General features: G+C 60.5%; 21 protein-coding genes. 2 read left to right on the top strand and 19 right to left on the bottom strand.

Translation table 11 applies throughout. The annotated features are described in order from the left end of the window. Window positions 1–7: 7 nt before the first annotated feature. Entirely contained in the window at window positions 8–1,042 is a 1,035-nt protein-coding gene (locus F4V43_RS14855; protein WP_150459034.1) for a rod shape-determining protein, read from the bottom strand. A gap of 1,007 nt (window positions 1,043–2,049) precedes the next feature. On the opposite strand from F4V43_RS14855, the gene F4V43_RS14850 reads away from it, so the two are divergent. Beyond that, window positions 2,050–2,517, top strand: coding sequence for a hypothetical protein (locus tag F4V43_RS14850; protein WP_150459033.1), 468 nt, complete (start codon window positions 2,050–2,052; stop codon window positions 2,515–2,517). A gap of 181 nt (window positions 2,518–2,698) precedes the next feature. Here the strand turns inward: F4V43_RS14850 and radC are convergent, their stop codons facing one another. From radC to F4V43_RS14795, 11 genes are all read right to left on the bottom strand, one after another. Further along, complete coding sequence (gene radC, locus F4V43_RS14845; protein ID WP_150459032.1) at window positions 2,699–3,388, bottom strand: RadC family protein; 690 nt, start codon at window positions 3,386–3,388, stop codon at window positions 2,699–2,701. A 347-nt stretch (window positions 3,389–3,735) separates the two neighbouring features. Next, window positions 3,736–4,344, bottom strand: coding sequence for a Maf family protein (locus F4V43_RS14840; RefSeq protein WP_150459031.1), 609 nt, complete (start codon window positions 4,342–4,344; stop codon window positions 3,736–3,738). Window positions 4,345–4,358: 14 nt separating this feature from the next. Beyond that, window positions 4,359–4,604, bottom strand: a complete 246-nt coding sequence (locus F4V43_RS14835) for a DUF4321 domain-containing protein (protein WP_150459030.1) — start codon at window positions 4,602–4,604, stop codon at window positions 4,359–4,361. Window positions 4,605–4,740: 136 nt separating this feature from the next. Beyond that, entirely contained in the window at window positions 4,741–6,144 is a 1,404-nt protein-coding gene (locus F4V43_RS14830) for an SPOR domain-containing protein (RefSeq protein ID WP_150459029.1), read from the bottom strand. A gap of 127 nt (window positions 6,145–6,271) precedes the next feature. After that, window positions 6,272–7,450 carry a GGDEF domain-containing protein gene (locus F4V43_RS14825; RefSeq protein WP_150459028.1) on the bottom strand — a complete coding sequence of 393 codons (1,179 nt, stop codon included), beginning with the start codon at window positions 7,448–7,450 and terminating at the stop codon, window positions 6,272–6,274. Window positions 7,451–7,676: 226 nt separating this feature from the next. Next, window positions 7,677–9,065 carry a UDP-N-acetylmuramate--L-alanine ligase gene (murC, locus tag F4V43_RS14820; RefSeq protein WP_150459027.1) on the bottom strand — a complete coding sequence of 463 codons (1,389 nt, stop codon included), beginning with the start codon at window positions 9,063–9,065 and terminating at the stop codon, window positions 7,677–7,679. 7 nt (window positions 9,066–9,072) lie between these two features. After that, entirely contained in the window at window positions 9,073–10,458 is a 1,386-nt protein-coding gene (locus tag F4V43_RS14815; protein WP_150459026.1) for a bifunctional folylpolyglutamate synthase/dihydrofolate synthase, read from the bottom strand. Window positions 10,459–10,465: 7 nt separating this feature from the next. Beyond that, entirely contained in the window at window positions 10,466–13,132 is a 2,667-nt protein-coding gene (locus F4V43_RS14810) for a valine--tRNA ligase (protein WP_150459025.1), read from the bottom strand. A gap of 438 nt (window positions 13,133–13,570) precedes the next feature. Continuing rightward, window positions 13,571–15,001: a DUF5808 domain-containing protein gene (locus F4V43_RS14805; protein ID WP_150459024.1), complete on the bottom strand. Its 1,431-nt coding sequence runs from the start codon at window positions 14,999–15,001 to the stop codon at window positions 13,571–13,573. A gap of 10 nt (window positions 15,002–15,011) precedes the next feature. Further along, the gene (locus F4V43_RS14800) at window positions 15,012–15,404 is read right to left on the bottom strand and encodes a GntR family transcriptional regulator (protein ID WP_150459023.1); all 393 of its coding nucleotides are present in this window, start codon (window positions 15,402–15,404) and stop codon (window positions 15,012–15,014) included. Window positions 15,405–15,549: 145 nt separating this feature from the next. Continuing rightward, window positions 15,550–16,848: a LysM peptidoglycan-binding domain-containing protein gene (locus F4V43_RS14795; RefSeq protein WP_191089601.1), complete on the bottom strand. Its 1,299-nt coding sequence runs from the start codon at window positions 16,846–16,848 to the stop codon at window positions 15,550–15,552. A 197-nt stretch (window positions 16,849–17,045) separates the two neighbouring features. On the opposite strand from F4V43_RS14795, the gene greA reads away from it, so the two are divergent. Then, window positions 17,046–17,531, top strand: a complete 486-nt coding sequence (gene greA, locus F4V43_RS14790) for a transcription elongation factor GreA (RefSeq protein ID WP_150459021.1) — start codon at window positions 17,046–17,048, stop codon at window positions 17,529–17,531. A 109-nt stretch (window positions 17,532–17,640) separates the two neighbouring features. On the opposite strand, the gene F4V43_RS14785 is transcribed toward greA, so the two are convergent. From F4V43_RS14785 to hemC, 7 genes are all read right to left on the bottom strand, one after another. Then, window positions 17,641–18,540, bottom strand: coding sequence for an RluA family pseudouridine synthase (locus F4V43_RS14785; RefSeq protein ID WP_150459059.1), 900 nt, complete (start codon window positions 18,538–18,540; stop codon window positions 17,641–17,643). 50 nt (window positions 18,541–18,590) lie between these two features. Further along, on the bottom strand, window positions 18,591–19,892 hold the full coding sequence (gene hemL / locus F4V43_RS14780; RefSeq protein ID WP_150459020.1) for a glutamate-1-semialdehyde 2,1-aminomutase: 1,302 nt from the start codon (window positions 19,890–19,892) through the stop codon (window positions 18,591–18,593). Between the two features lie 55 nt (window positions 19,893–19,947). After that, entirely contained in the window at window positions 19,948–20,949 is a 1,002-nt protein-coding gene (gene hemB, locus F4V43_RS14775) for a porphobilinogen synthase (protein WP_150459019.1), read from the bottom strand. 317 nt (window positions 20,950–21,266) lie between these two features. After that, window positions 21,267–22,253, bottom strand: coding sequence for an aldo/keto reductase (locus F4V43_RS14770; protein WP_150459018.1), 987 nt, complete (start codon window positions 22,251–22,253; stop codon window positions 21,267–21,269). A 122-nt stretch (window positions 22,254–22,375) separates the two neighbouring features. Then, a complete protein-coding gene (locus tag F4V43_RS14765; protein WP_191089600.1) occupies window positions 22,376–23,362 on the bottom strand; it encodes an SPL family radical SAM protein in 987 nt (328 codons plus the stop codon). A gap of 179 nt (window positions 23,363–23,541) precedes the next feature. Further along, window positions 23,542–25,089, bottom strand: a complete 1,548-nt coding sequence (gene cobA / locus F4V43_RS14760; RefSeq protein ID WP_150459016.1) for a uroporphyrinogen-III C-methyltransferase — start codon at window positions 25,087–25,089, stop codon at window positions 23,542–23,544. Window positions 25,090–25,095: 6 nt separating this feature from the next. Then, window positions 25,096–26,037, bottom strand: coding sequence for a hydroxymethylbilane synthase (hemC, locus tag F4V43_RS14755; protein WP_150459015.1), 942 nt, complete (start codon window positions 26,035–26,037; stop codon window positions 25,096–25,098).

Genomic DNA, 26,037 nt, shown 5'->3' with positions numbered 1-26,037 from the left:
ACGCGCTCTATCGCTTGGAACGGAGGGACATGCCGCCGCGGGATTTGAACCGGTGGATATTCTCCAGCGCCTTGCCTGTGCCGACGGCGACGCAGTCCAGCGGATTCTCGGCGACGATAACCGGCATCCCCGTCTCGCGGGCCAGCAGCTTGTCGAGGTTGCGGAGCAGAGCGCCGCCGCCCGTAAGCACGATGCCGCGGTCCATAATGTCGGCGGCGAGCTCCGGCGGACATTTCTCCAGCGTGACCTTGACGGCTTCAATCATGGCGCCGACCGTATCGGCAAGCGCTTCGCTGATTTCGTCCGAAGTGATGGTAATCGTCTTCGGCAGACCCGTTACCAGATCACGGCCGCGAATCTCCATATTCTCCGCCGGATCGAGCGGCAGGGCCGAACCGATGTCCATCTTGAGCTGTTCAGCCGTACGTTCCCCGATCATCAGGTTGTACTGGCGCTTGATGTACTGAATGATTGACTCGTCCATCTCGTCGCCGGCTACGCGCACGGACCGGCTCGTCACGATGCCGCCGAGCGAAATCACGGCGACTTCCGTAGTGCCGCCGCCGATATCGACGACCATGCTGCCCGTCGGCTCCCAGACCGGAAGGTCGGCGCCGATCGCCGCCGCGAACGGCTCCTCGATTATGTAGGCTTCGCGCGCGCCTGCCTGCTTCGTCGCATCTTCAACCGCCCGCTGCTCCACAGCGGTAATCCCGGATGGCACGCAGATCATGACATTAGGATGACGCTGGAACATGGAGCGCTGCTTCTGCGCCTGGCGGATGAAATATTTAATCATGGTAGCCGTTGTGTCGAAATCGGCAATGACGCCGTCCTTCATCGGACGGATCGCCCGGATATTGCCGGGGGTGCGGCCGATCATCTTTTTGGCGGATTCGCCTACGGCTTCAATCGTCTTCGTATCGGTGCGGATCGCGACGACGGAAGGTTCGCGGACGACAATGCCCTTCCCGCGTACGTAGACAAGCGTGTTCGCCGTCCCCAAATCAATTCCCAAATCCTTCGTGAAACCACCTAACATGCTGTAAACTCCCTTTCCCAATCAATATATTTCGTAAATGAAGTTGAAATTTTAATAAAGATTAAAAGTGAATGATGCAGTTTTAGGTTTTCTAACACATAAACTCAATTTAACAATTTGAGGCTCAACTAGACAATGTATGCAAACCTAAAACCTATAAATTAGACAAACGATAGACATGATGAGTGATATGAACTATGCGACGACTAATATTAAGGACCGCTGTCGGCGGAACGAGACCCACAAAGAGGAACCCTTCGCAAGATTATTACAAGATGCTAGACACTATGCTATGGATAGCCCGGACAGGAGCGCCTTGGCGCGAACCTAACTCGAATATTATGGCTCGTGGTTTAAGGTGTACAACCGGTTTCGTCGCCGGGATTTTAGACCAAACTTTGAAGCATGTTTCGAGGTGGACCTACGATTAAGATTCACGCCGTAGTTTATGCCCCAAGCATCCTCTTCGCTTTGTTCTAACTGCGGTCGATGTGGTAACTCCATAACCAGCTACGAAATGCAAAAGCAGATGGATTAAACGAAAAAGCAGGTTCTAGCCGACCGCGCTACGATACGAATAATATCGTGGGATGCTAAAAGAACAGTCCGCCGTTTCTGTGATTCCTCAGTAAGAAAACCATAAAAACCTGCGCAAATTGATAAAAACGTAAAAAGGAAGTCCACCTGATTGAATACTTTCCAATAAAGTGTAGCATTACCGCCGCTTGGCGACTCGCTATGATAAGTTGACTTATTCCTTTCCGCTGACTTCTAAACATAGTGTAGCTTGGTACAGGTTTGCTTACACGTGCTTTACTTGAGTTTAAATAAGCATAAACAATTTGGGTAACTTGAGAATATTATACGTGAAAAAAAATTACATTACAAACCAAGTCATAAATACCATGAAAATTAAATATTACACGTTTTAGTGAAATGAATCTATACTTTACATAAATTTAAAGAAATGCTATATTATGTTTACCAAAAAAAGGAGGTAATCTTTTATGCGAAAATCTGCTTTGACTTTATGCTTAGGCCTATCACTTTCTTTGATTGCTTCGACCACTGTTTTAGCAGCGGACGGTTCCATCTCTACAAGCACAGAAACCACTCCCATAACTGATAATGCTTCTAATGCTTCAACAACTTTTAGTACAGCTGCAGTTTCAGAATCATACGTAAGCGTTGCTCCTTATTCACAAGGATACACCGGGGCTGTTGACGGCCAAGGAATATATGGACGAGTTACCTTACAATCAACAACAAAAGACCCTTCGACATTCGCAACTGTTGAGGTGTTTTATAATGGCGTTTGGCATACCCCTGACTTTAATGATTCGGATTTTGTTTATTTAGATTTAGATAGTGGAATTTCAACAACAAATTTTTATATGAGTACTGGAAGAAAATATAGACTCCATATCTTTAATAACTCTGGGACTGCCACGGGTTATATAAGAGCATATGATTAATCCCACATTTCTACTTACATTCAAAAGACTTTAAGATAGACAGCCATCTAAATTTAAAGGTGGCTGTTTTCTCTATGATAGAACTGATTTTCAAAAAGGCAATTACCTTAACAAAGCTCTATAAGTATTCTGCAAGTTAGAAGACTGAATAAATATCAGTATAAAAAGACTTTAAGAAATGCTAGATAATTCCCTTTTCTTTCAGACTCACAAAGCTGCCGTCCCCGATAATCAGATGGTCAAGCAGATCAATGCCGACGATCTCTCCCGCCTGGAACAGCCGCCGCGTCAGCGCGATGTCCTCCGGACTCGGAGCGGGATCGCCGCTCGGATGATTGTGCGCGCATACAATGGAAGCGCTGCTGTATTTGATAGCCGCCCGATAGACCTCGCGCGGATGCACGATCGATGCGTTCAGGCTGCCCATGGACAGCGTCTCCTGCGCAATGACGTGATTCTTCGTATTCAGAAACAGGCATACAAAATGTTCCTTCTGAAGATAGCGGAGCTGTTCGCTGAGCAGATCAGCCGCGTCTTGCGGGCTGCGGATCGTCACCGGCTCGCCCAGACGCGAACCCGCCATGCGCCGTCCCAGCTCGATGGCTGCCTTCAACTGCACCGCCTTGGCCGGGCCGATTCCCTTGATCCCGGTCAATTCCTCGACTCCGAGATCCGCCAGCTTCCGCAGGCCTCCGGCCTGTCCCAAAATGCGCTGCGCCACCGCGATCGCCGATTCCCGGCGTGTCCCTGTGCGCAGCAGAATGGCCAGCAGTTCCGCCTGGCTGAGTGCTTCCGCCCCATATTGCATCATGCGCTCTCTCGGTCGTTCTTCATGGGGGAGGTCCCGCAGCATAATCGTTGTCGTTTCCATCCCGGTATCTTCCCTTCAATGAAAAGCCGCCCGGCGTACAGCACATGCGATGGACCACCGCACTGTCGGGGACGGCATGTCTCCACTCTGTACGAAAACGAGAGACTGCTTTCCTGGTTTCCCTTTTAAACAATACCAGCTTGAAACGCCTTGTCAACCTGAGGGGGCCGGTAAATTCCGCCATATCCTGACAGGCTTCACGCGTATTCGGATAATCCCTGCCCATTATACCATGACCGCCCCCCACAATCGAGTCGGATCCTCCCTGTACGGAATAGGCCAAAAATAAGACGGCTGTCATCCCCTTGCGGGGAGACAGCCGTCCATATTTGCAGCGAGGAGCCGCTTCAAGCCAGCGCGCTGATTCCGAATTCCTGCAGCAGTCCGTGCAGCAGATAAATCGGCAGCCCGACGATGCCGTGATAATCGCCCTCGATACGCTCGATGAACACGGCCGCGAGTCCCTGGACCGCGTAGGCGCCGGCCTTGTCCATCGGTTCGCCGGTTGCGACATAGGCGGCGATCTCCCGCCCGTCGATGTTCCGCATGCTCACCCGGGCACGGGTGAAGCCGGTGCGGACCTTGCCGTCCGGCAGGCCGAGGCAGGCGACGCCCGTGAACACTTCGTGCGTGCGGCCCGACAGGCGGCTTAGCATGGCTGCCGCCTCGGTCTCGTCCGCAGGCTTGCCGAGCACCTTCCCGTCCAGAACGACGATGGTATCGCTGCCGATTACAACGGCCTCTCTTCCGGCAGAGCCGGCGGCCACTGCCTCCGCCTTGCGGACGGCGAGCGCCGTGACGATCTCTTCCGGAGACCAGCCCTCCGGCGTGGTCTCGTCGGCATCGCTTGGAATCACCTCAAAGGGCAAATTCAGCAGCGCCAGCAGTTCCCGTCTCCGGGGCGAGCCCGAAGCAAGCAGCAGCATTCGTTCCGGCCGCTGTACGCCGTTTAACATCCGGCCATCCCTCCTTATTTTCTCCGGTACAGCCAGACGGCTGCGATAATGCCCGCCAGACTGAGCAGACCAAGCTTGAAGCGGATGGCGATATCGTAGGCGATAATATCGAGATCGGCCCTCGGATTCCACTCCAGCATCTTCGAACGCGTCAGGAATTCCAGCCCCTGAACCGGTTCCAGCAGCCGGGACGCCCAGGCTCCGGCCAACCAGCCCAGAATGATGAACAGGATCAGCGTACCCGCATTTTTCTTTTTCATTTCAATATCCCCCGCCCTGAAATGACACCCCCTCATTATAAAGGGAAAGGGCTTGCCGGCACAATGTCCAATCAGCGCTGCGCGAGGTAAAGCGCAGCCGGTGGGAGCATGGCCGACAAGCCCGAATCGTCTATCTCTACAGGCCGGAGACAGAAGCCGAACCCGTATCCGGCGAAGACGCCGAGAGGAGCTCCAGCAGCCGTTTCTCCCCGGTCATCATCGTCAGCATGGAGTTCTGGACCTCCCACAGCAGCCCGTCCGCTCCGCTCTTGTCATACTCGCTCAGCGCCGCCACGGCCCGGGCAACGGCGCCTCCGATCACCGCTGTCTCTGTCCGGGCAGACTCCGGCAAGCCGGCCTCCAAGGCCTTGGCCGCCTCCGACCAGCGAAGATGCAGATCGGAGATGCCGGACTGGTCGGCCGTTCCGCCGCTCAGCAGAGAAGCCGACAAGGCGCTCAGCCGGGCGAGCAGATCGCCGGAAGCGGCGAAGTATCCGCTGAGAGCGGACGAATCCGCGTCGGCAGCGGGCTGTCCCGACGAAGGCAGCGCCACTTCCCGCACATACAGCTCGATGCCCCGGTCTTTCAGGGCAAGCCCCAGACGCTTGGCTTGCTCGCGGTCCGGGGACAGCCCCGCGTACACCCGATTGCCGTCTGAGGAGTCGACGGCGGCGGCCAGCCCGGCGGCCGCCAGCTCCCCGCGGGCCTGCTCCGCTCCCGACGGCGAGCTGAACACGCCGTACTGGAGCAGATAGTACCGCTGGGCCGGTATCGGATCGGCCGCTGCGGCCGGGGTTACCCCCACCGCTCCGGGCTTGGCCGCGTTGCCGGCGCCTTCCGCTCCGCCGGCATCCGCGCCGCCGAGCAGCGACAGCGCCGCATAGCCCAGCACCAGCCCAATGCCGATCGCTCCGGCGACAAGCAGCGGGAACCGCCACCAGGAAGCGGGAGGGCGGGAACGGTAGCCGCTCCCGCTTCCCGGGTCTTCGGCATCCGCAAGCGAGTAAGGTGAGTCGGAATAAGGGGAATCTTCGGCTCCCGCGAGAGGAGACCCGTAATCAAAATCGGCATAGCTTCCCGCCGGACGCTCTTCCTCTTCTTCCGGCCAGCGGTCCTGCACGGGCAGAAGCTCCCGCGGCTCCCGGGGTTCCGGCTCCCACCAGGGCCGGGGCGGCACCTGCGGCCGTTCCGTCTCTCTGCCCGGCATCCGGCGGCGCAAGGAGGCCAGAACCGGCTGGGCTGCGGCCGTCCTGGAGCGGGATTCCCCCTCTTCCTCAAGCTCCGTTCTCTCCGGAGGGCGGGCCCAGCGTGCCGGCTTCCGGTCTCCCGCTTCGCTGAAGCTGCCCGCTTGCGCCGCAGCCGGAGCCGCCGCTCTGCCCCATCTGTCCGGCTCGTCCTTCTGCATCGGCTTGTCCGTCTGCATCGGCTTGTCCGTCTGCATCGGCCCCTCTACCGGCACCGGCCTGTCCGCGCGAACGGGTTCGTTCCCCGGCTTGTCCCTTCCTTCATCGAACCGGAATGTCATCCTTCCGCTGCTCATCCTGATCCCCTCCCATAATGATTTCGTTCGTTAAGAGATGATATGATAGACGATAGAGAAATATGACAGGCCCGGCACGCCTTCCTCCCCAAAAAGGCCGCTTCCGCCCCAGACAGGGGGGAAGCGGCTAACTGCCGCCGCATCCGGGTTCGACGCGGACCACGCGGTTGCGGCCTTCTCGTTTGGCCTGATACAACGCCGTATCGCTCAGCCGGTACAGATAATCAAGGGTAGCCGCGCTGCCCGGAATCAGAGTGATGACACCGATGCTGACCGAATAGCGAAGCGGTACCCCCTCTACTGACAGCCCTCCGATCGCCGCATTCAGCCGTCCGATCGTCTCGTCGCTGCTTCCTTCGTCCAAGCCGGGCAGAAGAACGGCGAACTCCTCCCCGCCGTAACGGCCCAGCAGCCCTTCTCCCATCAGCGCCCCGCCGGCTGCGGCTGCGAACTCGCGCAGCACCCGGTCTCCCGCCGCATGGCCATATACATCGTTGACCTGTTTGAAATGGTCGATATCCATCAGAATAAAAGAGATCGTCTCGCGCATTCGGCGGGCACGGTCCAGCGCAGGCTGGGCGAGCTCCAGGAACGAGCGCCGGTTCAGAAGCCCGGTCAGTTCATCGAACATGGCCATCCGCTTCAGTTCATCCAGCGACTGCTCCCGGGAGAGCAGGACAAATGCCGCTGTTCCGAGATTCATCAGCAGGAACATGCCGAGATAATACAGATTGGACACATGGCCCGGCGTAAATACGGTCTGCGAGGGCCCGTTCTGCAGAGCCGACACGCTCCGAGCCGCAAAAATAACGGCCATTCCGCCATAGAGCAGACCGATCGCCCGCTGAAGCGGGGATCCCTCCCGGCCCAGTCCGAAACGGCCGGCCGGATAAACCACGAACAGCATGGCAGCAAAGGAAGCTGCGGCAATCCGCAAATTCTCCTGATTGTGCACTATATAGACGCCTCCGTACAGAATGACGCTGAAGACCGAGAGTGCAATATAATAGCGCCGGACCGCAGGGCCGAAGCAGCCCTTGATGGACAGCAGCGAGACAATCTCCAGTCCTCCGCCGCCGAGCATGGCGGCGTTGCTGATCGGAATGAACGGCATATCGGGAATCCGTCCCCGGAGAAGCAGCAGGAACCAGCAGAGCGATTGCAGCCACTTGGCCACGACGAACCAGGTTCCGATTCCTTCGGTAGGATAGCGGCGCCGGTAGGAAGTGATCAGCAGCAGCGTAAAAAGATTGCCCAGAACGAGCGTAAGCAGAAGGGTCCGAATATCGACCTCAAAATCCATCATGTATCACCATCGGTTCGTAAGCGTTCGCAAAAGGACGATAGTCCAATATTAACCGATTCCGGGAAAGAAATCTTCCGTTTTTTTGCATTTCAATGTTTCGGCAGCTGCCTTCTGCCTCTTCAGGCTGAAGCCAAGACAGACAGGCGCAGCTTCCGGGGAAGCTGCGCCTGTCTGCTCAACGCCTATTTATCGTCTAGTTCCGCCTGCAGCGGCTCGTTCGTCCCGTCTACCGGGAGCCTGCGCGCTGCTTCAGGTGATCGGCCAGCTGATAGCCGACCTTCCAGATGTCGCCCGCTCCCATCGTGAGCACCAGATCGCCAGGAGCGATCCGGTCTTTCAGATCGGCCAGGACGTCCTCCTTGGCAGGCAGATGCCGGGCTCCGGGATTGCTGTTGGCGATAATCAGTTCCACCAGCTTGCCCGAGCTGACGCCTTCAATCTGTTTCTCGCCCGCAGGCGAGTAAATATCCGTAATGATGACCTCGTCCGCTTCGCCGAAGGCCCGGCTGAACGCATCCAGCAGGAAGAAGGTGCGCGTATAGCGCTGCGGTTGGAAGACGGCGATGATCCGTTTGCCGGTTGCCTTGGCGGCGCTGATGGTTGCCTGAATCTCCGTCGGGTGATGGGCGTAGTCGTCGATAACGAGAATATCGTCCACTTCCCCCAGCACCTGGAAACGGCGTTTCGCCCCGTTGAACCGGATAATCGCCCCGGCAATGTCGGCGAACGGAATCCCTGCCTTCAGGCAGACAATGACCGTTGCCATGGCATTGTACACATTATGTCTGCCCGGAACGGACAGCCGGATTTCGCCGAGCGCCTCCGCTCCGTGCTTCATCGTGAAGGAGACCTGGCGGTCTCCAAGCTGAATATCTTCGGCCGTGTAATCGGCTGTCTGCGAATCAATGCCGTAGCTGACCACCGATGCCTTCACCTGCGGCAGCAGGGAAGCCACCGTCGGATCATCCGCGCAGACCACGGCTGTTCCGTCCTCGCGCAGCTGGTTCAGGAACTGCACATAGGCTTTCTTGAGCTGCTCGAAGTCGCCGCCGTAATTCTCCAGATGGTCGGGCTCAATATTGGTCACAATGCCCAGCCAGGGATGATACTGAAGGAAAGAGCCGTCGCTCTCGTCGGCTTCCGCCACCACGAATTCGCCCTGTCCCGCCTTGGCGTTCGTGCCGACGTTCATGATCTCTCCGCCGATAATATAAGTGGGATCCACGCCGCACTCCTCCATGACCAGCGCGATCATGGACGACGTTGTCGTCTTGCCGTGCGCTCCCGCAACCGCAACGCCCTTGCGTTCGTTGAGCAGCCGCGCCAGCATCTGCGAGCGGTGAAGAATCGGGATATTCAGCCGTTCGGCCTCCACCCGTTCCACATTGTCCTTCGGAAGAGCGGTCGAGTACACGACCAGATCGGCGCCCTGCACCTGCTCGGCTTCATGGCCGATATAGACCTTGGCGCCCTTCTGGATCAGCTTCTCCGTCAATTCCTGCGCCGCCACGTCCGATCCCGTAACCGTATAGCCCATCTCCAGCATCACTCTGGCGATGGCGCTCATCCCGTAGCCGCCGATTCCTATAAAATGAACGCGTTCCGTAGTATTCAACAGTCAGTCACCAGCCTTTTTCAGAATCGGGTTGCCGCAAAAGCGCGCCGCGCACATCGGATATCAGATAGAGCGTACCTGTGACGACAGCCAGATCGTCCCCGCCGGTCCGGGACCGCAGGTCCGCCAGCGCTGCCTGCCAGTCCGGCTCCACCACGATGTTCAAGTTCTCCTTGGCATACTTCTCCCGCAGACTCTCCGCGATTGCCCGAAGCTGCTCGGCGTCCATTTTCTTCCGGAAATCCGGTTCGGTCAGGATAAGCGTATCCACTATAGGAAGTATATGCTTGAAGTAGGACTCATGATGCTTGTTAGCCAGCATACCCATCATCAAATTTAGTCGATTGTAACGGTAAAAATGCGGGAGGCTCGCCGCAAGGCTCGCCGCCCCCTCGGGATTGTGGGCGCCGTCGAGCACGACTCGCGGCGTTCCCTCGATCTCTTCCAGCCTTCCGGCCCAGGACGCCTCGCGGAAGCCCGCGAGCACATCCTCGTCCTCCAGCATGAAAGCCAAGTACTGACGCAGCACCTCCAGCGCCATCATCGCGCCAGCTGCGTTGGCGACCTGATGCTCGCCCTTCAGGCCGATGGCCAGCTTCAGCGAACGGAACGGTCCGTTGAAGCTGAACTGCTGCTCCCGGCTGCCTTCCCGGTAGTCCTCCGTCTCATAGGAGAACTGCTCGCCGGCAAGATAGAGCGTCGAACGGCACTCGGCCGCGCGGGCCTTGAGCACGGCGACGGCCTCTGGCTGGTCCACGCAGCTGACGGCAGGGACGCCGGGCTTAATAATGCCCGCCTTCTCGCCCGCGATGGCCGTCAGGGTATCGCCCAGCACATCCGTGTGGTCGTAGCCGACGTTGGTAATGATTGAGACAATCGGGGTCACGATGTTGGTAACATCCAGCCTTCCCCCCAGGCCTGTCTCCCATACGACGACGTCGGGATAGCAGACTTCGGCGTAGTAGAGAATCGCCAGAGCCGTCGAGACCTCGAACATCGTCGGCGAGCCGAGCTCGGTCAAGGCAATCTCCTCGACCAGCGGCCGCAGCCGCGAAGCCAGCTGCGCAAGCGTCTCTTCGGGAATGTCTTCCCCGTTGAACTGGAAACGGTTCGTGAATTTCGTAATATACGGGGAGGTGTAGGTGCCGACCGCATATCCCGACCGCAGCAGCGCGGAGGTCAGGAACGCGCAGGTCGAACCCTTGCCGTTCGTTCCCGCCACATGAATAAACTTCAGCCGGCGGTGCGGGTGGCCGAGGGCTTCCATCAACCGTTCGATCCGCTCCAGTCCCGGGCGGATGCCGAACGGAATCAGCCCGTTGATCCATTCGACCGCTTCATTGTAAGTAAAGGCAGGGGCGGTCAGGCCCGCCCCTTGATCTCTGTGTTCCATAGGTCTCTTATCCTCTCAGCTCGGCGATGCGGGCCAGCACTTTGTCCCGCTTGGCGGCGTAGTCGGCCTGCTTGGCCTTCTCCTCCTCAATCACCTTGGCCGGAGCCTTGGCGACAAAGCCGGGATTGGACAGCTTCTTGTCTACGCGCTCCACTTCCGAGGTCAGCGTCTGCGCTTCCTTCTCGAGACGCTTGATCTCCTGGTCGATGTCGATCAGACCGGCCAGCGGCAGCAGCAGCTCGGCGCCGGTTACGACGCCGGACATCATTTTGTCCGGTACGGCCGGGTTCAGTCCCGCCTCAAAAGAAGACGTATTGGCGAACCGGCTGATGTAGCCGGCGTTGCGCCGGATAATGCCCAGCGTGTCCTCGTCGGCAGCCTTGACGATCAGCTCCACCTTCTTGCTCATCGGCACATTCACTTCGGCCCGGATATTGCGAACGCTGCGGATCATGTCCATCAGCAGGTTCATCTCGGCCACCGCCGCGTCGCTTGCCAGCGTTTCGTCGAATACCGGCCAGGCGGCCAGCGCAATCGTCTCGCCGTCATGCGGCAGATGCTGCCAGATCTCTTCGGAGATGTACGGCATGAACGGATGAATCAGACGGAGCGTCCGGTCCAGCACGTAAGCCAGCACCGATTGGGTCTTGGCCTTGGCCGCCGCATCTTCCCCGTAGAGAGAGAGCTTGGCGAATTCGATATACCAGTCGCACAGATCGTCCCAGATGAAGTTGTAGAGCAGACGGCCGGTCTCGCCAAAGTCATAGGCGTCTATTAGACGCGAAACATCCCGCGAAGTTTCGTTCAGCCGGTGAAGGATCCAGCGGTCCGCCGTTCCAAGCTCGCCGGAAATGTCGATCCGGTCATACGTTACGCCCTCCAGATTCATCAGCGCGAAGCGCGAAGCGTTCCAGATCTTGTTGGCAAAATTCCGCGCCTGCTCGACCTTCTCCCAGCGGAAGCGCAGATCCTGTCCCGGCGTGCTGCCCGTCGAGATCATGAAGCGCATCGCATCGGCTCCGTATTTCTCGATGACTTCAAGCGGATCGACGCCGTTGCCGAGCGATTTGGACATTTTGCGTCCTTCCGCGTCGCGGACAAGACCGTGAATCAGCACATCGCGGAACGGCTTCTCGCCGGTGAACTCCAGCGCCGTGAAGATCATCCGGGCCACCCAGAAGTAGATGATGTCATATCCGGTAACCAGGACATCGGTCGGGTAATAGCGCTTGAAGTCGGCGGCTTCCTCGTCCGGCCAGCCCAGCGTCGAGAACGGCCACAGGGCGGAGCTGAACCAGGTGTCGAGCACATCCTCATCCTGGCGGAGGTCGGTCAGGCCGCTCTTCGCTCTGGCCTCTTCCTCTGTGCGGGCGACGACCATCTCGCCGGTCGATTCCGAATACCAAGCCGGAATGCGGTGCCCCCACCAGAGCTGGCGGGAGATGCACCAGTCGCGGACATTCTCGATCCAGTGCAGGTAGATCTTCTCAAAACGGTCCGGCACAAAGTTCACGCCGCTGCCGTCTTTCTGGCTCCGGATGGTGGCCTCGGCCAGCGGCTCCATGGCCACGAACCACTGCGTCGAGAGATACGGCTCGACAACGGCGCCGGAGCGCTCGCTGTGTCCGACCTGGTGCACATGGTCCTCGATATTTACGAGAACGCCCTGCTCCTTGAGATCGGCCACGATGCGCTTGCGGCAGTCCGCGCGGTCGAGCCCTTGGTACGGTCCGGCTTCCGCATTCATCGTACCGGTCTCGTCCATGACGACGATCTGCGGGAGATGATGGCGCTGGCCGACTTCAAAGTCGTTCGGGTCGTGGGCCGGCGTAATCTTCACCGCGCCGCTGCCAAAGTCCTTCTCGACGTACTCGTCGGCGATCACCGGAATTTCGCGGCCGATTACCGGCAGCTTCAGCATTTTGCCGACCATGTTCTTATAGCGCTCGTCTTCCGGATGAACCGCCACCGCCGTATCGCCGAGCATCGTCTCGGGGCGGGTCGTCGCTACCGTAATGGAGCCGCTGCCGTCCGCCAGCGGATAGCGCAGATGATACAGATGGCCGTTCACTTCCTTGTACTCCACCTCAATGTCCGACAGTGCCGTCCGGGCGGCCGGGTCCCAGTTGATAATCCGTTTGCCCCGGTAGATCAGGCCCTTCTCGAACAAGCGGACGAAGACTTCCCGAACCGCCTGCGACAGACCTTCATCCAGCGTGAACCGCTCTCTGGAGTAATCCAGCGACAGGCCCATTTTCGCCCACTGTTCGCGGATCGTGCCGGCGTACTGTTCCTTCCAGGACCATACCTGCTCCAGGAATTTCTCGCGGCCCAGATCATAGCGGCTGACGCCTTGCTCGCGCAGCTTCTGCTCCACCTTCGTCTGGGTGGCAATTCCCGCATGATCGGCGCCCGGCAGCCAGAGCGCATCATAACCCTGCATCCGCTTCGTGCGGATCAGAATATCCTGGAGCGTAAAGTCGAGCGCATGGCCGATATGCAGCATGCCCGTTACGTTAGGGGGCGGGATAACAATAGTGAACGGCTTCGCTTCGGGGATGCGTCCCGCGCGGAAATAGCCGCCCTCCTGCCAGTACGTGTACCATTTCTGCTCGGCTGCCTTCGGATCGTAAGTCGTCGGCATGTCGAGCGTTGCCGGTTGATTCTCTGCCATTTGTGTTGACCTCCATTGCATTATGAATGTGACGGGGGAGAGCCTGCAAGAACCGGATCTGTCCCGAAGCATACAAAAAGGCCTTTCGTCCTCAAAGGACGAAAGGCCATTCTTTCGCGGTACCACCTTTGTTTCGCGCGCGGCGGAAGTTCTTCCGGCCGTCATCCGTCCCGGCTGACCAGTCAGCTGCGGGCGGGGCGCGACACTCAACCAGGATAACGGCCTGCATCCGGCTCGACCTACCCGGGAACCTCTTCGCTCCCGTCTCAATCGAACGACTCCGGGGCGACTTCGCCGGCCTGACTTCCTGCGGAACTTCCAGCGCCTGCCGTTCCGCTCTCTGTAGGGTCTGCCGTCTACTCTTCCCGTTCCCAGTCTTTCACGTACTGCCTTGGGTTGTAAGATATGCTTATTCCCATAATACCGTCTGCGCTTGGGCTAGTCAACCGGAGGAGCCTCGGCCGCCCGAAGCTTCTCGTACAGACGGCGGGTCTGCGCCGGGTCCTTCTCGTTGAACACGACCCGCTGCTGCTTGTAGCCATCAGCCAGCCGGATCATCAGATAGGGCGGCGTTTCCTTATAGACGTACAGCCGGGTTGGGCCGTATCCCTTCAGACGGAATATTCCGCGCGCATACCGCGAGGTCGCGGAACCGTTCGTCTTCGTACCGCCCGGCAGCTTGTCGACCAGGGCGACTTCCCGGATGTCCGAGGCCGGAAAATCGAAGTTGTACATCGTGCTTCGGATTTCGACCGTACCGGACGCAGTCAGGTTCAGACGCGGCTCGCTGAAGTCCTCCCAGACTAAGAGAGCGCTGACGCCGGCCAGCACCAGGGCGCCCAGCAGGATGGCAATGCGGGTGCTCCACCGCCCGGCCCGGGTCGCCATATTGAAGGTGGTGCCGATGCCCGTCCGCTTCGCAACCATGACGCTCCGGTCATCCGGATTGTAATATGTCATGCCGTTGATCCATAGAGCATCGTCGTCCGTGGCGAGCGGGGCGTCGTCCATCTCCAGTCCATGCCGCTTCTCCCGGCCCATATACCTGGCGACCCCGCAGATAAATCCCAGCGGAACGAGCGTCTGAAGAACCGCGAAGACAGTCCACCACACGGCAAGAGCCGGTTCTTCCCTCGGCGCAAGCAGGGTCAGAGCCGCAGCCAGGCCGCTGTCCAGCAGGGAGAGCGCCAGCCACAGCGCGGAATAGGCCCGCCGGACCGAAGTGTTCAGCGCTTCATTCCATTCCCTGTTGCGGCTGTACACCTTCGCCTTCATCCGCCGGAAAGCCAGCGCGAGAACGAAATACAGAAGCGAAGTGCCCATCGCCGTACAAGCGACGGCCGGCAGCGCGGAATCGGAATCGCCCAGCCCCGACCGGACCGCCGCCAGCGCCAGCCCAAGCGGTATGGCGTGCAGCCAGGGAGAGAGCGATCCCCGGTTCTTCATCAGCGCGAGCTTCGTATCCGCATAGACCACCCGGGCCTCCCCGAGCGTCCAGCCCCGTCTGCGCTTGAGCTCCGCGCTGCTCCGGTGCGCGGACAAGTACAGCCTGTAGCGCATCAGGCACATCACGGAAGTCCAGGCCAGCATTCCCAGAAAGGCAGCCGATGCATAGTCCGCAAGCGGCGTGAAGGACAAGACGGCCAGCAGCGCCAGCAGCAGTGTCAGCCCGGTCACGTTCAACCGCCGGTTCCTCCCGCCATAGAGCCGGCGAATCTCGTCCAGCTCGGGGTCTCCGGTATTGCCCGCGGGAATTCCGGTCCCGAGAATGACGGCACCGCCCGGAACCTTCTCGGTCTTGCCGTAAGAAGCGGCGGCGGCCAGATATACGATCAGTCCGGCTCCGCCGAGAATAAGTGCAAATAACATCGGTTCCCTCCTACTCGTCTGCCCGGCCCGCGGGCTTCATGGCGGCGAAGATTCCGGTGCAGACGTCCATAAATTCCTGACGGCCGATTCCGTGCAGCCGCGCTTCGCTGATGACAAGCTGCAGAGCGCGCTGCAGTTTCTCCCGTTCCTCCGGTCCGCCGGACGAAGCGGCCGCCACGCTGGCTCCGTGCCGCCGGTCCACGCGCAGGAAGCCTTCCGCCTTCAGCATGGCGTAAGCCTTGTTGACCGTCATCGCATTGATGCCGAGTTCACCGGCCAGCTGCCGGATCGCCGGCAGCTTCTCGCCCGGCTCCAGTTCCCCGGTGCCGATGGCAATGACGACCGCGTTGCGGAGCTGCTGGTAAATGGGCACCTCGCTTTTGAAATCCAGCCTGATAATCATGATACGCGAGCCTCCTTTGGCCATGTTCGCCGCATTAAGTATTATTAATACTAATACATATACTACGGATATGCAAACTCAGCAAAAAAATCAGGCGGCCGCTTATACGCGTACCCGCCTGATCTTCCGCCCGCTCTTCTTTTGTTCAGGGAATATACAGAATTTGTCCTTCCTCCACCGCTCCGGACGCCAGGCGGTTGTAGAGCGTCAGCTCTCTCGCGCTGATCCGGTATTTCTCGGCGATGCTGTCCAACGTCTCTTCCCGCTGAACAATGCACAGGCGGACCCTGCGGAAAGGCTCCGTCCCCTCCAGACTCCGGATGAACCGGCTCTTCCATTCCGGCTCGCCGGATGCCGCGCCCGCCGCCGCACCCTGCTCCTCTTTCTCTTCCGGGTCCGGGCTTCCGGTCCGCTCGCCGAGGCTTCGGCTGGACGAGAGCAGGGAGGAGAAGGTAACCGCAGCGCCTCCGTCGCCGGACGCTTCCTTCTTGCTTCCGAGCGCCACCTTCAGGTCGGGCTTCTCTTCCGGGGGGAATGCGGCGGCGTCTTCCGCCGCTTCGGGGTCCAGCGGAGCCGCTGCTTCAAGCGGCGTCGCCCAAGGAGCGGAAGAGGCGGCGTCCGCCCATTCCGCGGCGGCCGGCTCCTCCGCTTCAGGCTCCCGTACGCCGGCTGCTTCTTCGCCGTCCGCCAGCGTAGCCGCCGGCGCAGCCGCCTCCCGCGGCGCCGCCTGGCTAAGCGCCGCCCAACCTTCTTCCGGAGCGGCTTCGACCGGCTCCGATTCGCATTTTTCACGGAAGGTTACGCTCTCGTCCTTCTTATCCAGGCCGAGCGCGGCCACCGTCAGCTCCGGTTCGTTCTGAAGCCCCGGGTAGAAGCCGGTCTCCGGTTCGTACGCCTGCGGTTCTTCCGAGTCGCGCTCCGGCTCGCTCTCCTCGCTCAGCCCTTCGCCATACGTCCACAGCGAGTTCTCGTACAGCGACTCTTCCTCTGCCGGCGATGCAGGCTCTGCCCGCTGGTCGGACGCTGACCCGGAAGGCGCATAGGCGACCGTGTATTCTTCCTTCTGCCAGGCCGGCATTCCTGCCGGCTCTCCGACGCCGCGCAGCGACAGGACTCCCGTCAGGTTGACGGTGCGCATCGACAGCAGGTCAATATCGAAATTGTCGATCTCTACACCGACCTCTTCGATCGAGCCGACCCGGGTCAGCGGCACCGTAATTTCCACCGGAATGAAATGCTCCAGACGCTGGGTTCGGTCATCTTCGCTTCGGTACAGACCGGTCAGCACGAGGCGGCCGTAGAGCTCGGCCTGACTGCCTTTGGGAACCACCCGGATATCCGGCACCAGCTCCACTTCCTCCAGCTCGGCGATTCCCGGCAGGTCTTGTGGCAGCTGAACACGTTCATAAATATCAAACCGCAAGCCGTTCGACTGGTCAAACACGGGAAATATCCTCCTTCTTGGCCCTGTCTCGTCCCGAACCTGTCCGGGGGCCGGGCCCATAATCACGCTCTTCCCATGTATATGCCCCGATCGGCGTCCCATTCCTGCCGGGCAGGGCGAATCTCGGGTTTCATTTTTAAAACCGGCGGCATTTGAGGTACAATAGAGATAAATACGAGTAACGGGGGTACCAAGGAATGGCAAGCAAAGAAGATCAGATCATCCTGACACCGGAAGGCTACGCCCAGCTGGAAGAAGAATTGAAGCAGTTGAAGGGAGCGGGCCGCAAAGAATTGTCCCAGCGGCTGAAGCTGGCGATCAGCTACGGCGACCTGAAGGAGAACAGCGAATATCATTCCGCCAAGGACGATCAGGCGTTCATGGAGACCCGCATCAAGACGCTTGAGAATATGCTCAAGAACGCCCGTGTGGTCAGCGCCGACAGTCTGGATGTCTCTGCTGTAAGCGTCGGTTCCACGGTCGTTCTGAACGATGTGGAATTCAACGAACGGATCGAATACCGGATTGTCAGCCCGGCGGAAGCCGATGTCTCCAACAACAAACTGTCCTATGAGAGTCCGCTCGGCAAGGAGCTGATGGGCAAGAAGGCGGGAGATGCGATCCGCGTCGAAGCGCCGGTTGGCGTGATTACGTACGAGCTGCTGGAAATCAAGCTGAGCTGACTTTATCTCCGGACTGCATTCATCTCCAAAACTAAAAGCCCGAAAGTCGCCGGCTTCTGCCGTGCGACTCTCGGGCTTTTTGCTGCTCTTGTTCCTTGTGGCGGGCTTCCTAGCGACCTGCAGGCGGTCCGCCCGCTTCCAGGTCGCGCCGCAGGCGCTCCAGATCCTCCGGCCACGGGCAGACAACCTCTGTCTTCTCCCGCGTCCACGGATGGGGAAAGACCAGCGATTCGCCGTGAAGCGCCTGCCGCTTCACGGCGGCGCCGGCACGGGGCCGCCCGGGAACCGGGCCGCCTCCGTACAGCAGGTCCCCGATCAGCGGGAAGCCCAGATGGCTGAAATGCACGCGGATCTGGTGCGTCCGTCCCGTCTCCAACTCCAGACGAACCAGACTGGCGCCCCGGTACTTCTCCAGGCCGGTGATCCGGGTTACCGCGTTCTGGCCCGAAGGAGATACCCGGCGGCGGCCCGAATGGTGGCGGTCGCGGCCGATCGGCTCGTCGATGACCTGGAGGGTATCCGGCACTTCGCCGTATACCAGCGCGGCATAGCGACGGGAGATCATCTTCGCGGCCATCGCCTCATCCAGCACAAGCTGGGCCAGCTCATTCTTGGCGTACAGCACCGGTCCGGACGTATCCTTATCCAGCCGGTGGATGTGGCGAACGGCGCAGGCCTGTCCGGTCATGGCATAATGTCCCGCTACCGCTCCGTCCAGCGTCGGCTCCTCCCGTCCGCTTCCGTCGGGATGGACATTCATCCCCGCGGGCTTGAGCGCGACCAGACAGAAGTCGTCCTCATAGAGGACGTCCAGTCCGCACCAGTCGGGGGCCAGGCCCGGCTCCCGGGGCGGAAAAAGAGCGACGCGCAGCCGGTCGCCCCGCCACTGCACGCCGCCTTCGCGAAGCAGGCGGGCCAGCAGCTTCTCCGGGACCTTGGCGGCGTTCCGCAGCCAGTCTTCGGCCGCCAGGGCCGGCTCGGACGCACCTGCGACCGGCTTGCCGGGCATGGCCTCCAGCCACTCGCCGCGCCGGGTCCAGCTTGCCGGCACCGCCCCGCTCACAGCGATTTCAGCGCGGCCCGGTGCGCTTCCAGCGTGTCGTCGATGTCCTGCTCGGTATGGGCGGCGGACAGGAACATGCCTTCGAACTGGGAAGGCGGCACATTGATTCCGCGGTTCAGCATTTCGCCGAAATAGGCCCGGAAGCGCGCCTGATCGCTGCTCTTCGCGGAGTCATAGTCGGTAACCGGTCCTTCCGTGAAGAACGGGCAGACCATGGAGCCGACGCGGTTGACGGTCAGCGGAATGCCGGTCTCCCGGGCATTGGCTGCAAGCCCCTCTTCCAGACGGGCCCCCAGAACCTCCAGCCGGTCATAGACTTCCGGCGTCAGCAGCTTGAGGGTCGTATATCCGGCCGCCATCGCCAGCGGATTGCCGCTCAGCGTCCCGGCCTGGTAGATCGGACCGCTCGGCGCAATTCTCTCCATAATGTCCCGCCGTCCGCCGTAGGCGCCGACGGGAAGGCCGCCGCCGATAACCTTGCCGAAGCAGGTCAGGTCCGGCGTAATGCCGAATCTTCCCTGCGCGCAGCCGTATCCGACCCGAAAGCCGGTCATGACCTCGTCGAAGATCAGCAGGGCGCCCGCTCCGGCCGTCAGCTCGCGCAGGCCTTCCAGGAAGCCCGGCCGGGGCGGCACGACTCCCATATTGCCCGCTACCGGCTCCACGATGACGGCGGCGATGTCGTCGCCGAACCGCTCAAAGGCCGCCCGCACCGATTCCAGGTCATTATACGGAACGGCAATGGTATTGGCGGCAATTCCTTCCGGCACTCCCGGACTGTCCGGGAGGCCGAGCGTAGCTACGCCCGAGCCGGCTTTGATGAGCAGGCTGTCGCCGTGCCCATGGTAGGAGCCTTCAAATTTCAGGATTTTGTTGCGGCCGGTATATCCGCGCGCCAGCCGGATGGCGCTCATGGTCGCTTCCGTTCCGGAATTGACCATTCGCACGATATCGACCGAAGCGACCCGTTCTGCAACCGTCTTTGCCATTTCCGTCTCCAGCAGCGTCGGAGCGCCGAAGCTCGTTCCCTTGGCGGCCGTCCGCTGCAGTGCATCCACCACCTCGGGGTGGGCGTGTCCCATAATCAGCGGGCCCCAGGACAGCACGTAGTCGATGAACTCGTTCCCGTCGATGTCGCAGATCCGCGATCCGCTTCCCCGGTCCACATAGACCGGTGTCAGGCCGACCGATTTGAACGCCCGAACCGGGCTGTTCACCCCGCCGGGGATATACTGCTTCGCTTCTTCAAAAGCGGCCCGGGAAGCTTCTTCCCGGCGCACTGTTCGTTCCTTGGCCATAAGTCGCCACTCCTTTATGTTGGAAGTTCCTCCGCTCCCCGGCAGGGAGCGTCCCCTACTCGCGCAGCCAGCGAACCGCGTCTTTGGCGTGATAGGTAATAATCATGTCGGCGCCGGCGCGCTTCATGCCTGTCAGCGTCTCCAGCACAATTACTTTCTCGTTGATCCAGCCGGCCTGCGCAGCCGCCTTGACCATTGAATACTCGCCGCTCACATTGTAGGCGACCAGGGGCAGGTCGAACTGGTCACGGATGACCCGGACCACATCCAGGTAAGCAAGGGCAGGCTTCACCATCAGCATGTCCGCGCCCTCCAGAACATCGGTCTCCGCTTCGCGGATCGCTTCCCGCAAATTCGCCGGGTCCATCTGGTACGTCTTGCGGTCGCCGAACTGCGGCGCCGAGTCGGCGGCCTCGCGGAACGGTCCGTAATAGGCGGACGCATACTTGACCGAGTAGGACATGATCGGCACATGCTCATAGCCGGCCTCGTCAAGGCCCGAACGGATCGCCTGCACGAAGCCGTCCATCATGTTCGAAGGCGCGATGATATCGGCCCCCGCCTTGGCCTGGGAGACCGCAGTCCGCGCCAGAAGAGCGAGCGAAGCGTCATTCATGACGTCGCCCGTTACCGTCCCGTCGGCAGCGGTATGGGTATGAACCATGCCGCAGTGGCCGTGGTCCGTGAACTCGCACAGACAGGTGTCGGCGATGACAATCAGTTCGGGGTACCAGCTCTTGATCAGCCGGGTCGCTTCCTGTACGATTCCTTCGTCGGCGTAGGCCGACGAGCCTACGGCATCCTTCGTCTCGGGAACGCCGAACAGCAGGACGGCAGGTATTCCGAGGGAAGCAATTTCATCGACTTCTTCCTTCAGCGTATCGAGCGAGAAATGGAACACGCCGGGCATGGAGCTGATCTCATTCTTCACGCCGGTGCCAAAAGTGACAAAGATCGGCTGGATCAAATCCAGCGGATTCAATACGGTCTCGCGGACCATGCCGCGGATTCCGGCCGAGCCGCGCAGGCGGCGATGCCGTACTATCGGAAAACTCATCTCAGGTTCCTCCTAATCGTTATGCACTCTCTATACTGTCCCAATTCCGCGCAAAACACAAGAAACCCGCCGCAGGGCAAGTCAGCTGCGGATTCGGGTTCTTGCGGCGGATTCAGGCGCTTTGCAGACTCTGGTGCTTGCAGGCTCTCTGGTGCTTGCAGACTCTGGTGCCTGCAAGTTTCAGATCGTTGCAGGTTCAGGTGCTTGCAGGCTCTGGTGCTTGCAGGCTCTGGTGCTTGCAGACTCTGGTACCTGCAAGTTTCAAGATTGTTGCAGGTTCAGGTGCTTGCGGCTTGCCGCAGCCCCTGCGGTCTGCCTTACTGGTTCAACAGCTTCATTGAAGCCTGGGGATAGCGTTCGCCCGAGGCAAAGCCCTGAGGCGCCGCCTCCTCAATCCGGAGCAGCTCTTCGGGAGTGAGAAGCACATCGAGGGCTTCCAGATTCTCCTCCAGATAGCGGCGGCGCTTCGTTCCGGGAATCGGCACGACATCCTCGCCGCGCGACAGCAGCCAGGCCAGCGCCAGCTGGGAAGACGAGCAGCCCTTCTCGCGTGCAATCTCGTGGATGCGCTCGACCAGTTCGAGATTCTTGATGAAATTCTCGCCCTGGAAGCGGGGCGACATCCGCCGGTAGTCATCCGGCTCCAGATCCTCGAACGACTTGATCTGCCCGGTCAGGAAACCGCGGCCCAGCGGGCTGTAAGCAACGAAACTCACCCCATGCTCACGGCAAAAAGGCAGAATCCGGTCTTCGACATCCCGGCTCCAGAGTGAATATTCCGTCTGCAGCGCCGCAATCGGATGGACGCCGAGCGCACGTCCGATGGTATCGGCCGACGCCTCCGACAGACCGAGGCAGCGGACCTTGCCCGCCCGGACCAGATCGGCCATCGCTCCGACCGTCTCTTCAATCGGCGTATCCGGGTCCACCCGGTGCTGGTAATAGAGGTCGATGTAATCCACGCCGAGACGGCGCAGACTGTCGTCGCAAGCCTTCTTCACATATTCCGGACGCCCGCACACGCCCAGGGGAGTGCCGTCTTCCGCCCTCACATTGCCGAATTTTGTGGCCAGCACGACGTCGCCCCGCCGTCCTCTGATGGCTCGGCCGACCAGCTCCTCATTCCGGCCTACGCCGTACATGTCCGCCGTATCGAGAAAGTTCAATCCCCGGTCCAGCGCCAGATGGATGGTCCGAATCGATTCTTCGTCATTCCGGCTTCCGTAGAAATCCGACATGCCCATGCAGCCGAGCCCCAGGGCGGATACCTCCAGCCCGGATGCGCCCAATTTCCGCTTCTTCATCCTTCAACCCTCCGTTTCGGAAAAGTCTCTGCCGTTACCAAGCTGTCCACTCCCTCTTATTCTACTCCAGACCGGTCTCCGGCAAAAGCCGGGCGGCCGGCCAGACGTCTACGCTGTCCCGGTCAGAAGAAAGAGAGCTGCTCCGGCGGATAAGCCGGCTCGCCGCAGGCTTCTCCGGGAGCCGGGGAGCCCGGCCGGATACCGGAAGGCGCTTCCTCTGCTTCCGCCGGCTTGTAGAGCGGCGCAGACGGCGTGTACTTCCGGCTCAGCTCATCGGTCAGGCGGCGCAGCTTCTCCCGGTATTCATCGGAAGCGTAGGCGCCGCCGGCATACAGCTCCCGGTACCCGTTCAACCGGTCCGGATAGTGTTCAGCCAGCGACCGGAAATACCCGCGCTTGACCTCCGGAGACAGCCGCAGAACCGAGGTCATGAAAGACCCGGCTCCCCGCTCCGCGGCGGCTGCGAACAGCTCCTCCAGATCCTCCGGACCGTCGGTCAGCAAGGGAAGGATCGGCGCGATGAACACGCTTGTGCGAATACCCGCTTCGCTGAGAGCCTTCAGCGTCTCCAGGCGCTTGGCCGGGAGAGGCGCTTCCGGCTCCAGCCTCCGCGTCAGCTTCGCATCCAAGGTGTTCATACTGATGTTGACGGAGACCCCGTCCATCCGGCGCAGCAGGTCGAGATCGCGCAGAATCAGCGGCGAGCGCGTCGTGACCGAAGCGCCTACGCCGTAGCGGGCCAGCACCTCCAGACAGCGGCGGGTCAGCTTCATTCGGCCCTCGACCGGCTGGTACGGGTCCGTTACGGTTCCAATCATGACCTGGCCGAGCCGCCGCCGCATCTCGCCGAGATCGTAGCGATGACGCACCGCGAGCTTGGCAAGCTGTGCCTCCAGCGCCTCGGGAGCGTTCGTCTTCAGCAGGATGTGATTCTGAAATTCATCGTCCGCGCCGAGATTCATAAAATGCTGAAATCCCCGGGCAAAGCAGAAGCTGCACCCGTGCGCGCAGCCGCGGTACGGATTGATGGACCAGCCAAACGGCATTCGCTCTTCCTTCACCGGAGTCATGCCGGTCTTGACGTTCATGTGTTCATATATTCTCGGCATATCCGCCCTCCCGGACAAGAACATTTGTTCTTGTATTGTAGCATGTTCCGGTTCCGGTTCACAAGCGGATCGGTTTCCGAGAGAATGTGACGACGCCGGCTGTCTGCAGAAGCGGCAAAGGGATTTTTGCAGTCCAGCCGCAAAAATCCCTTTGCCTTATCCGGTATTCCTTTAAGCATTCACGGCTTCCGCGTCTCGGCATTCCAGCGGCACAGCTCCTCCACAAGCGAGACAATCGTCGCTTCCTTCGCGAGCAGCTTCGGCGAGAGCCCCGCCTCCTCGGCGGTTGCGGCCGTCACCGGACCGATGCAGGCGACCGCTGCGCCGTCCAGCGCGCGCGCCGGTTCCTCGAACCCCATGCCGCGCAGCGCCTCCAGCAGATTGCGCACCGTCGAAGAACTGGTGAAGGTCACGGCATGAATGCCCCCCTCCTGCAGCAGCTTCCTTAGCTCCTCGTCGTCTTCCGCAACCGGAACGGTCTCATAGGTCTGCGCCTCCGTAACGGAGAGTCCGAGCTCGGCCAGCTTCTCGGGCAGCCAGTTCCGGGCCAGATCGCCGCGCGGGAGCAGAACCTTCTGTCCCGGCACGAGGTCCGGGCCGAATGTCTCCAGGAGCCCTTCGGCCTGAAAACGCCCCGGAAGCTCCTCGGCCAGCAGGCCGCGCTCCGCCAGCGCCGCCGCCGTTGCCGGGCCGACCGCCGCGATGCGGGCGCGGGCAAGCCCGCGCACATCCACCCGCAGCTCGGCCAGATGGCGGAAGAAGAACTCTACGCCGTTCACACTTGTGAAGAAGACCCAGTCATAGGTATGAAGCGCGGACAGCGCCTCGCGGAGAGCGGCAATCCGCTCTTCGCTGCGCGGCGGCACCGTCTCGATGACCGGAAATTCGTAAGGCTCCCCGCCAAGCTCTTCAATCCGCTCCACCAGTTCGCTCGCCTGGGACCGAGAACGGGTCACCAGAATCCGTCTGCCGAAGAGCGGCAGCGCTTCCGCCCATTGCAGCTTCTCGCGCTGGCCGACCACTTCACCGACCACAATCACGGCCGGCGACTGGAAGTTCAACGCCGTCACCTTGGCCTCAATATCGGCCAGCGTGCCTACAAGCGTCTCCTGCTCAGCGCGGGTGCCCCAGCGCACAAGCGCCACCGGCGTCTCCGGCGGGCGGCCGTGCTTGATCAGATTGGAACTGATGTAGCCGATCTTGGCTACACCCATCATGAAGATCAGCGTTCCCGTCGCCTGCGTCAGCTTATCCCAATGGATGGCCTGGTCCAGCTTGTCCGGGCTTTCGTGGCCGGTGATAATCGACAAGGACGACGCATAATCCCGGTGCGTCACCGGAATGCCGGCATAGGCCGGCACCGCGATCGCCGAAGTAACGCCCGGCACGATTTCGTAAGGCACCCCGTGCTGCCGGAGCAGCTCGGCTTCTTCGCCCACCCGGCCGAAGATGGTCGGGTCCCCGCCCTTCAGCCGGGTCACCGTCTTGCCCTGAAGCGCCAGCTCCACGAGCAGGCGGTTGATCTCCTCCTGCTTCATCGTGTGCCGGTTGGTCGTTTTGCCGACATAGATTTTCTCTCCGCCGGGCTTCATCCATTTCAGCAGTCTGGGGCTGGCCAGACGGTCATAGACCAGCACGTCGCTCTTCCGAATGCAGTCCAGCCCTTTCAACGTAATCAGCCGGGCATCCCCGGGCCCCGCTCCCACCAGATAGACTCGTCCCGTCATCTTCTCTCATCCCCTTGCTTCTGCCAGAATCGCTTCCGCTCCCTGCGCTCTAAGCGCCGCCGCCACCTCTAGTCCCAGCCGTACCGGATCATCCCCGATGCGGCTTTCTCTCAGAATGGTTCCTCCGTTGGGCGTGCCAACCATCCCGGTCAGCGTCATGCTTCCGCCCGCCGCACCCGTCTTCTCCAGCACCGCATGCGCGCCGATCGGCACCTGACAGCCGCCGTTCAACGCGCCCAGGAAAGCGCGCTCCGCTTCTACCGTGACCGCCGTTGCCGGATCGTTATAGAGCGCAAGCAGCTTCCGCAGCTCGGCGTCGTCTTGCCGGCACTCGATGCCGAGCGAACCCTGGCCGACGGCCGGGATGCAGAGCGACGGAGCCAAATATTCCGTCACTCGGTCGAGCCACCCCATCCGGTGCAGACCGGCGGCGGCCAGGACGATGGCGTCGTATTCTCCGCTGGCCAGCTTGCCCAGCCGGGAGTCGATATTGCCCCGGACCGGCTCGATCCGCAGATCCGGCCGCAGCGAGGCAAGCTGGCTCGACCGGCGCAGACTGCTGGTGCCAACCCGCGCTCCGGAAGGAAGCTGCTCAAGTGTCAGCCCATCCCGGGAGATCAGACAATCCCGGGGGTCGACGCGCCTGGGCACCGCCCCGTTCATCAGCCCCTCCGGCAGCTCGGACGGCATATCCTTCATGCTGTGGACCGCCATATCGATTCTGCCATCCAGCATCGCCTGTTCAATCTCTTTGACGAACAAGCCCTTGCCTCCCACCTTGGACAGCGTTACATCCAGAATGCGGTCGCCCTTGGTTATGATCTTGTGAACTTCAAAAGCCACTTCCATTCCGTGCTCGGCGGCCAGCCGTTCCAGATCGGCAATGACCTGGCCCGTCTGTGTCAGCGCGAGCGCGCTTTGTCTGCTGCCTACCACAATCTTGCGCAT

It is taken from the genome of Paenibacillus spiritus, from assembly GCF_008710135.1.
Classification (GTDB): domain Bacteria; phylum Bacillota; class Bacilli; order Paenibacillales; family Paenibacillaceae; genus Paenibacillus_AQ; species Paenibacillus_AQ glufosinatiresistens.
The sequence above is the reverse complement of the archived record's forward strand: the minus strand, read 5'-3'. Positions and strand labels throughout refer to the sequence as shown.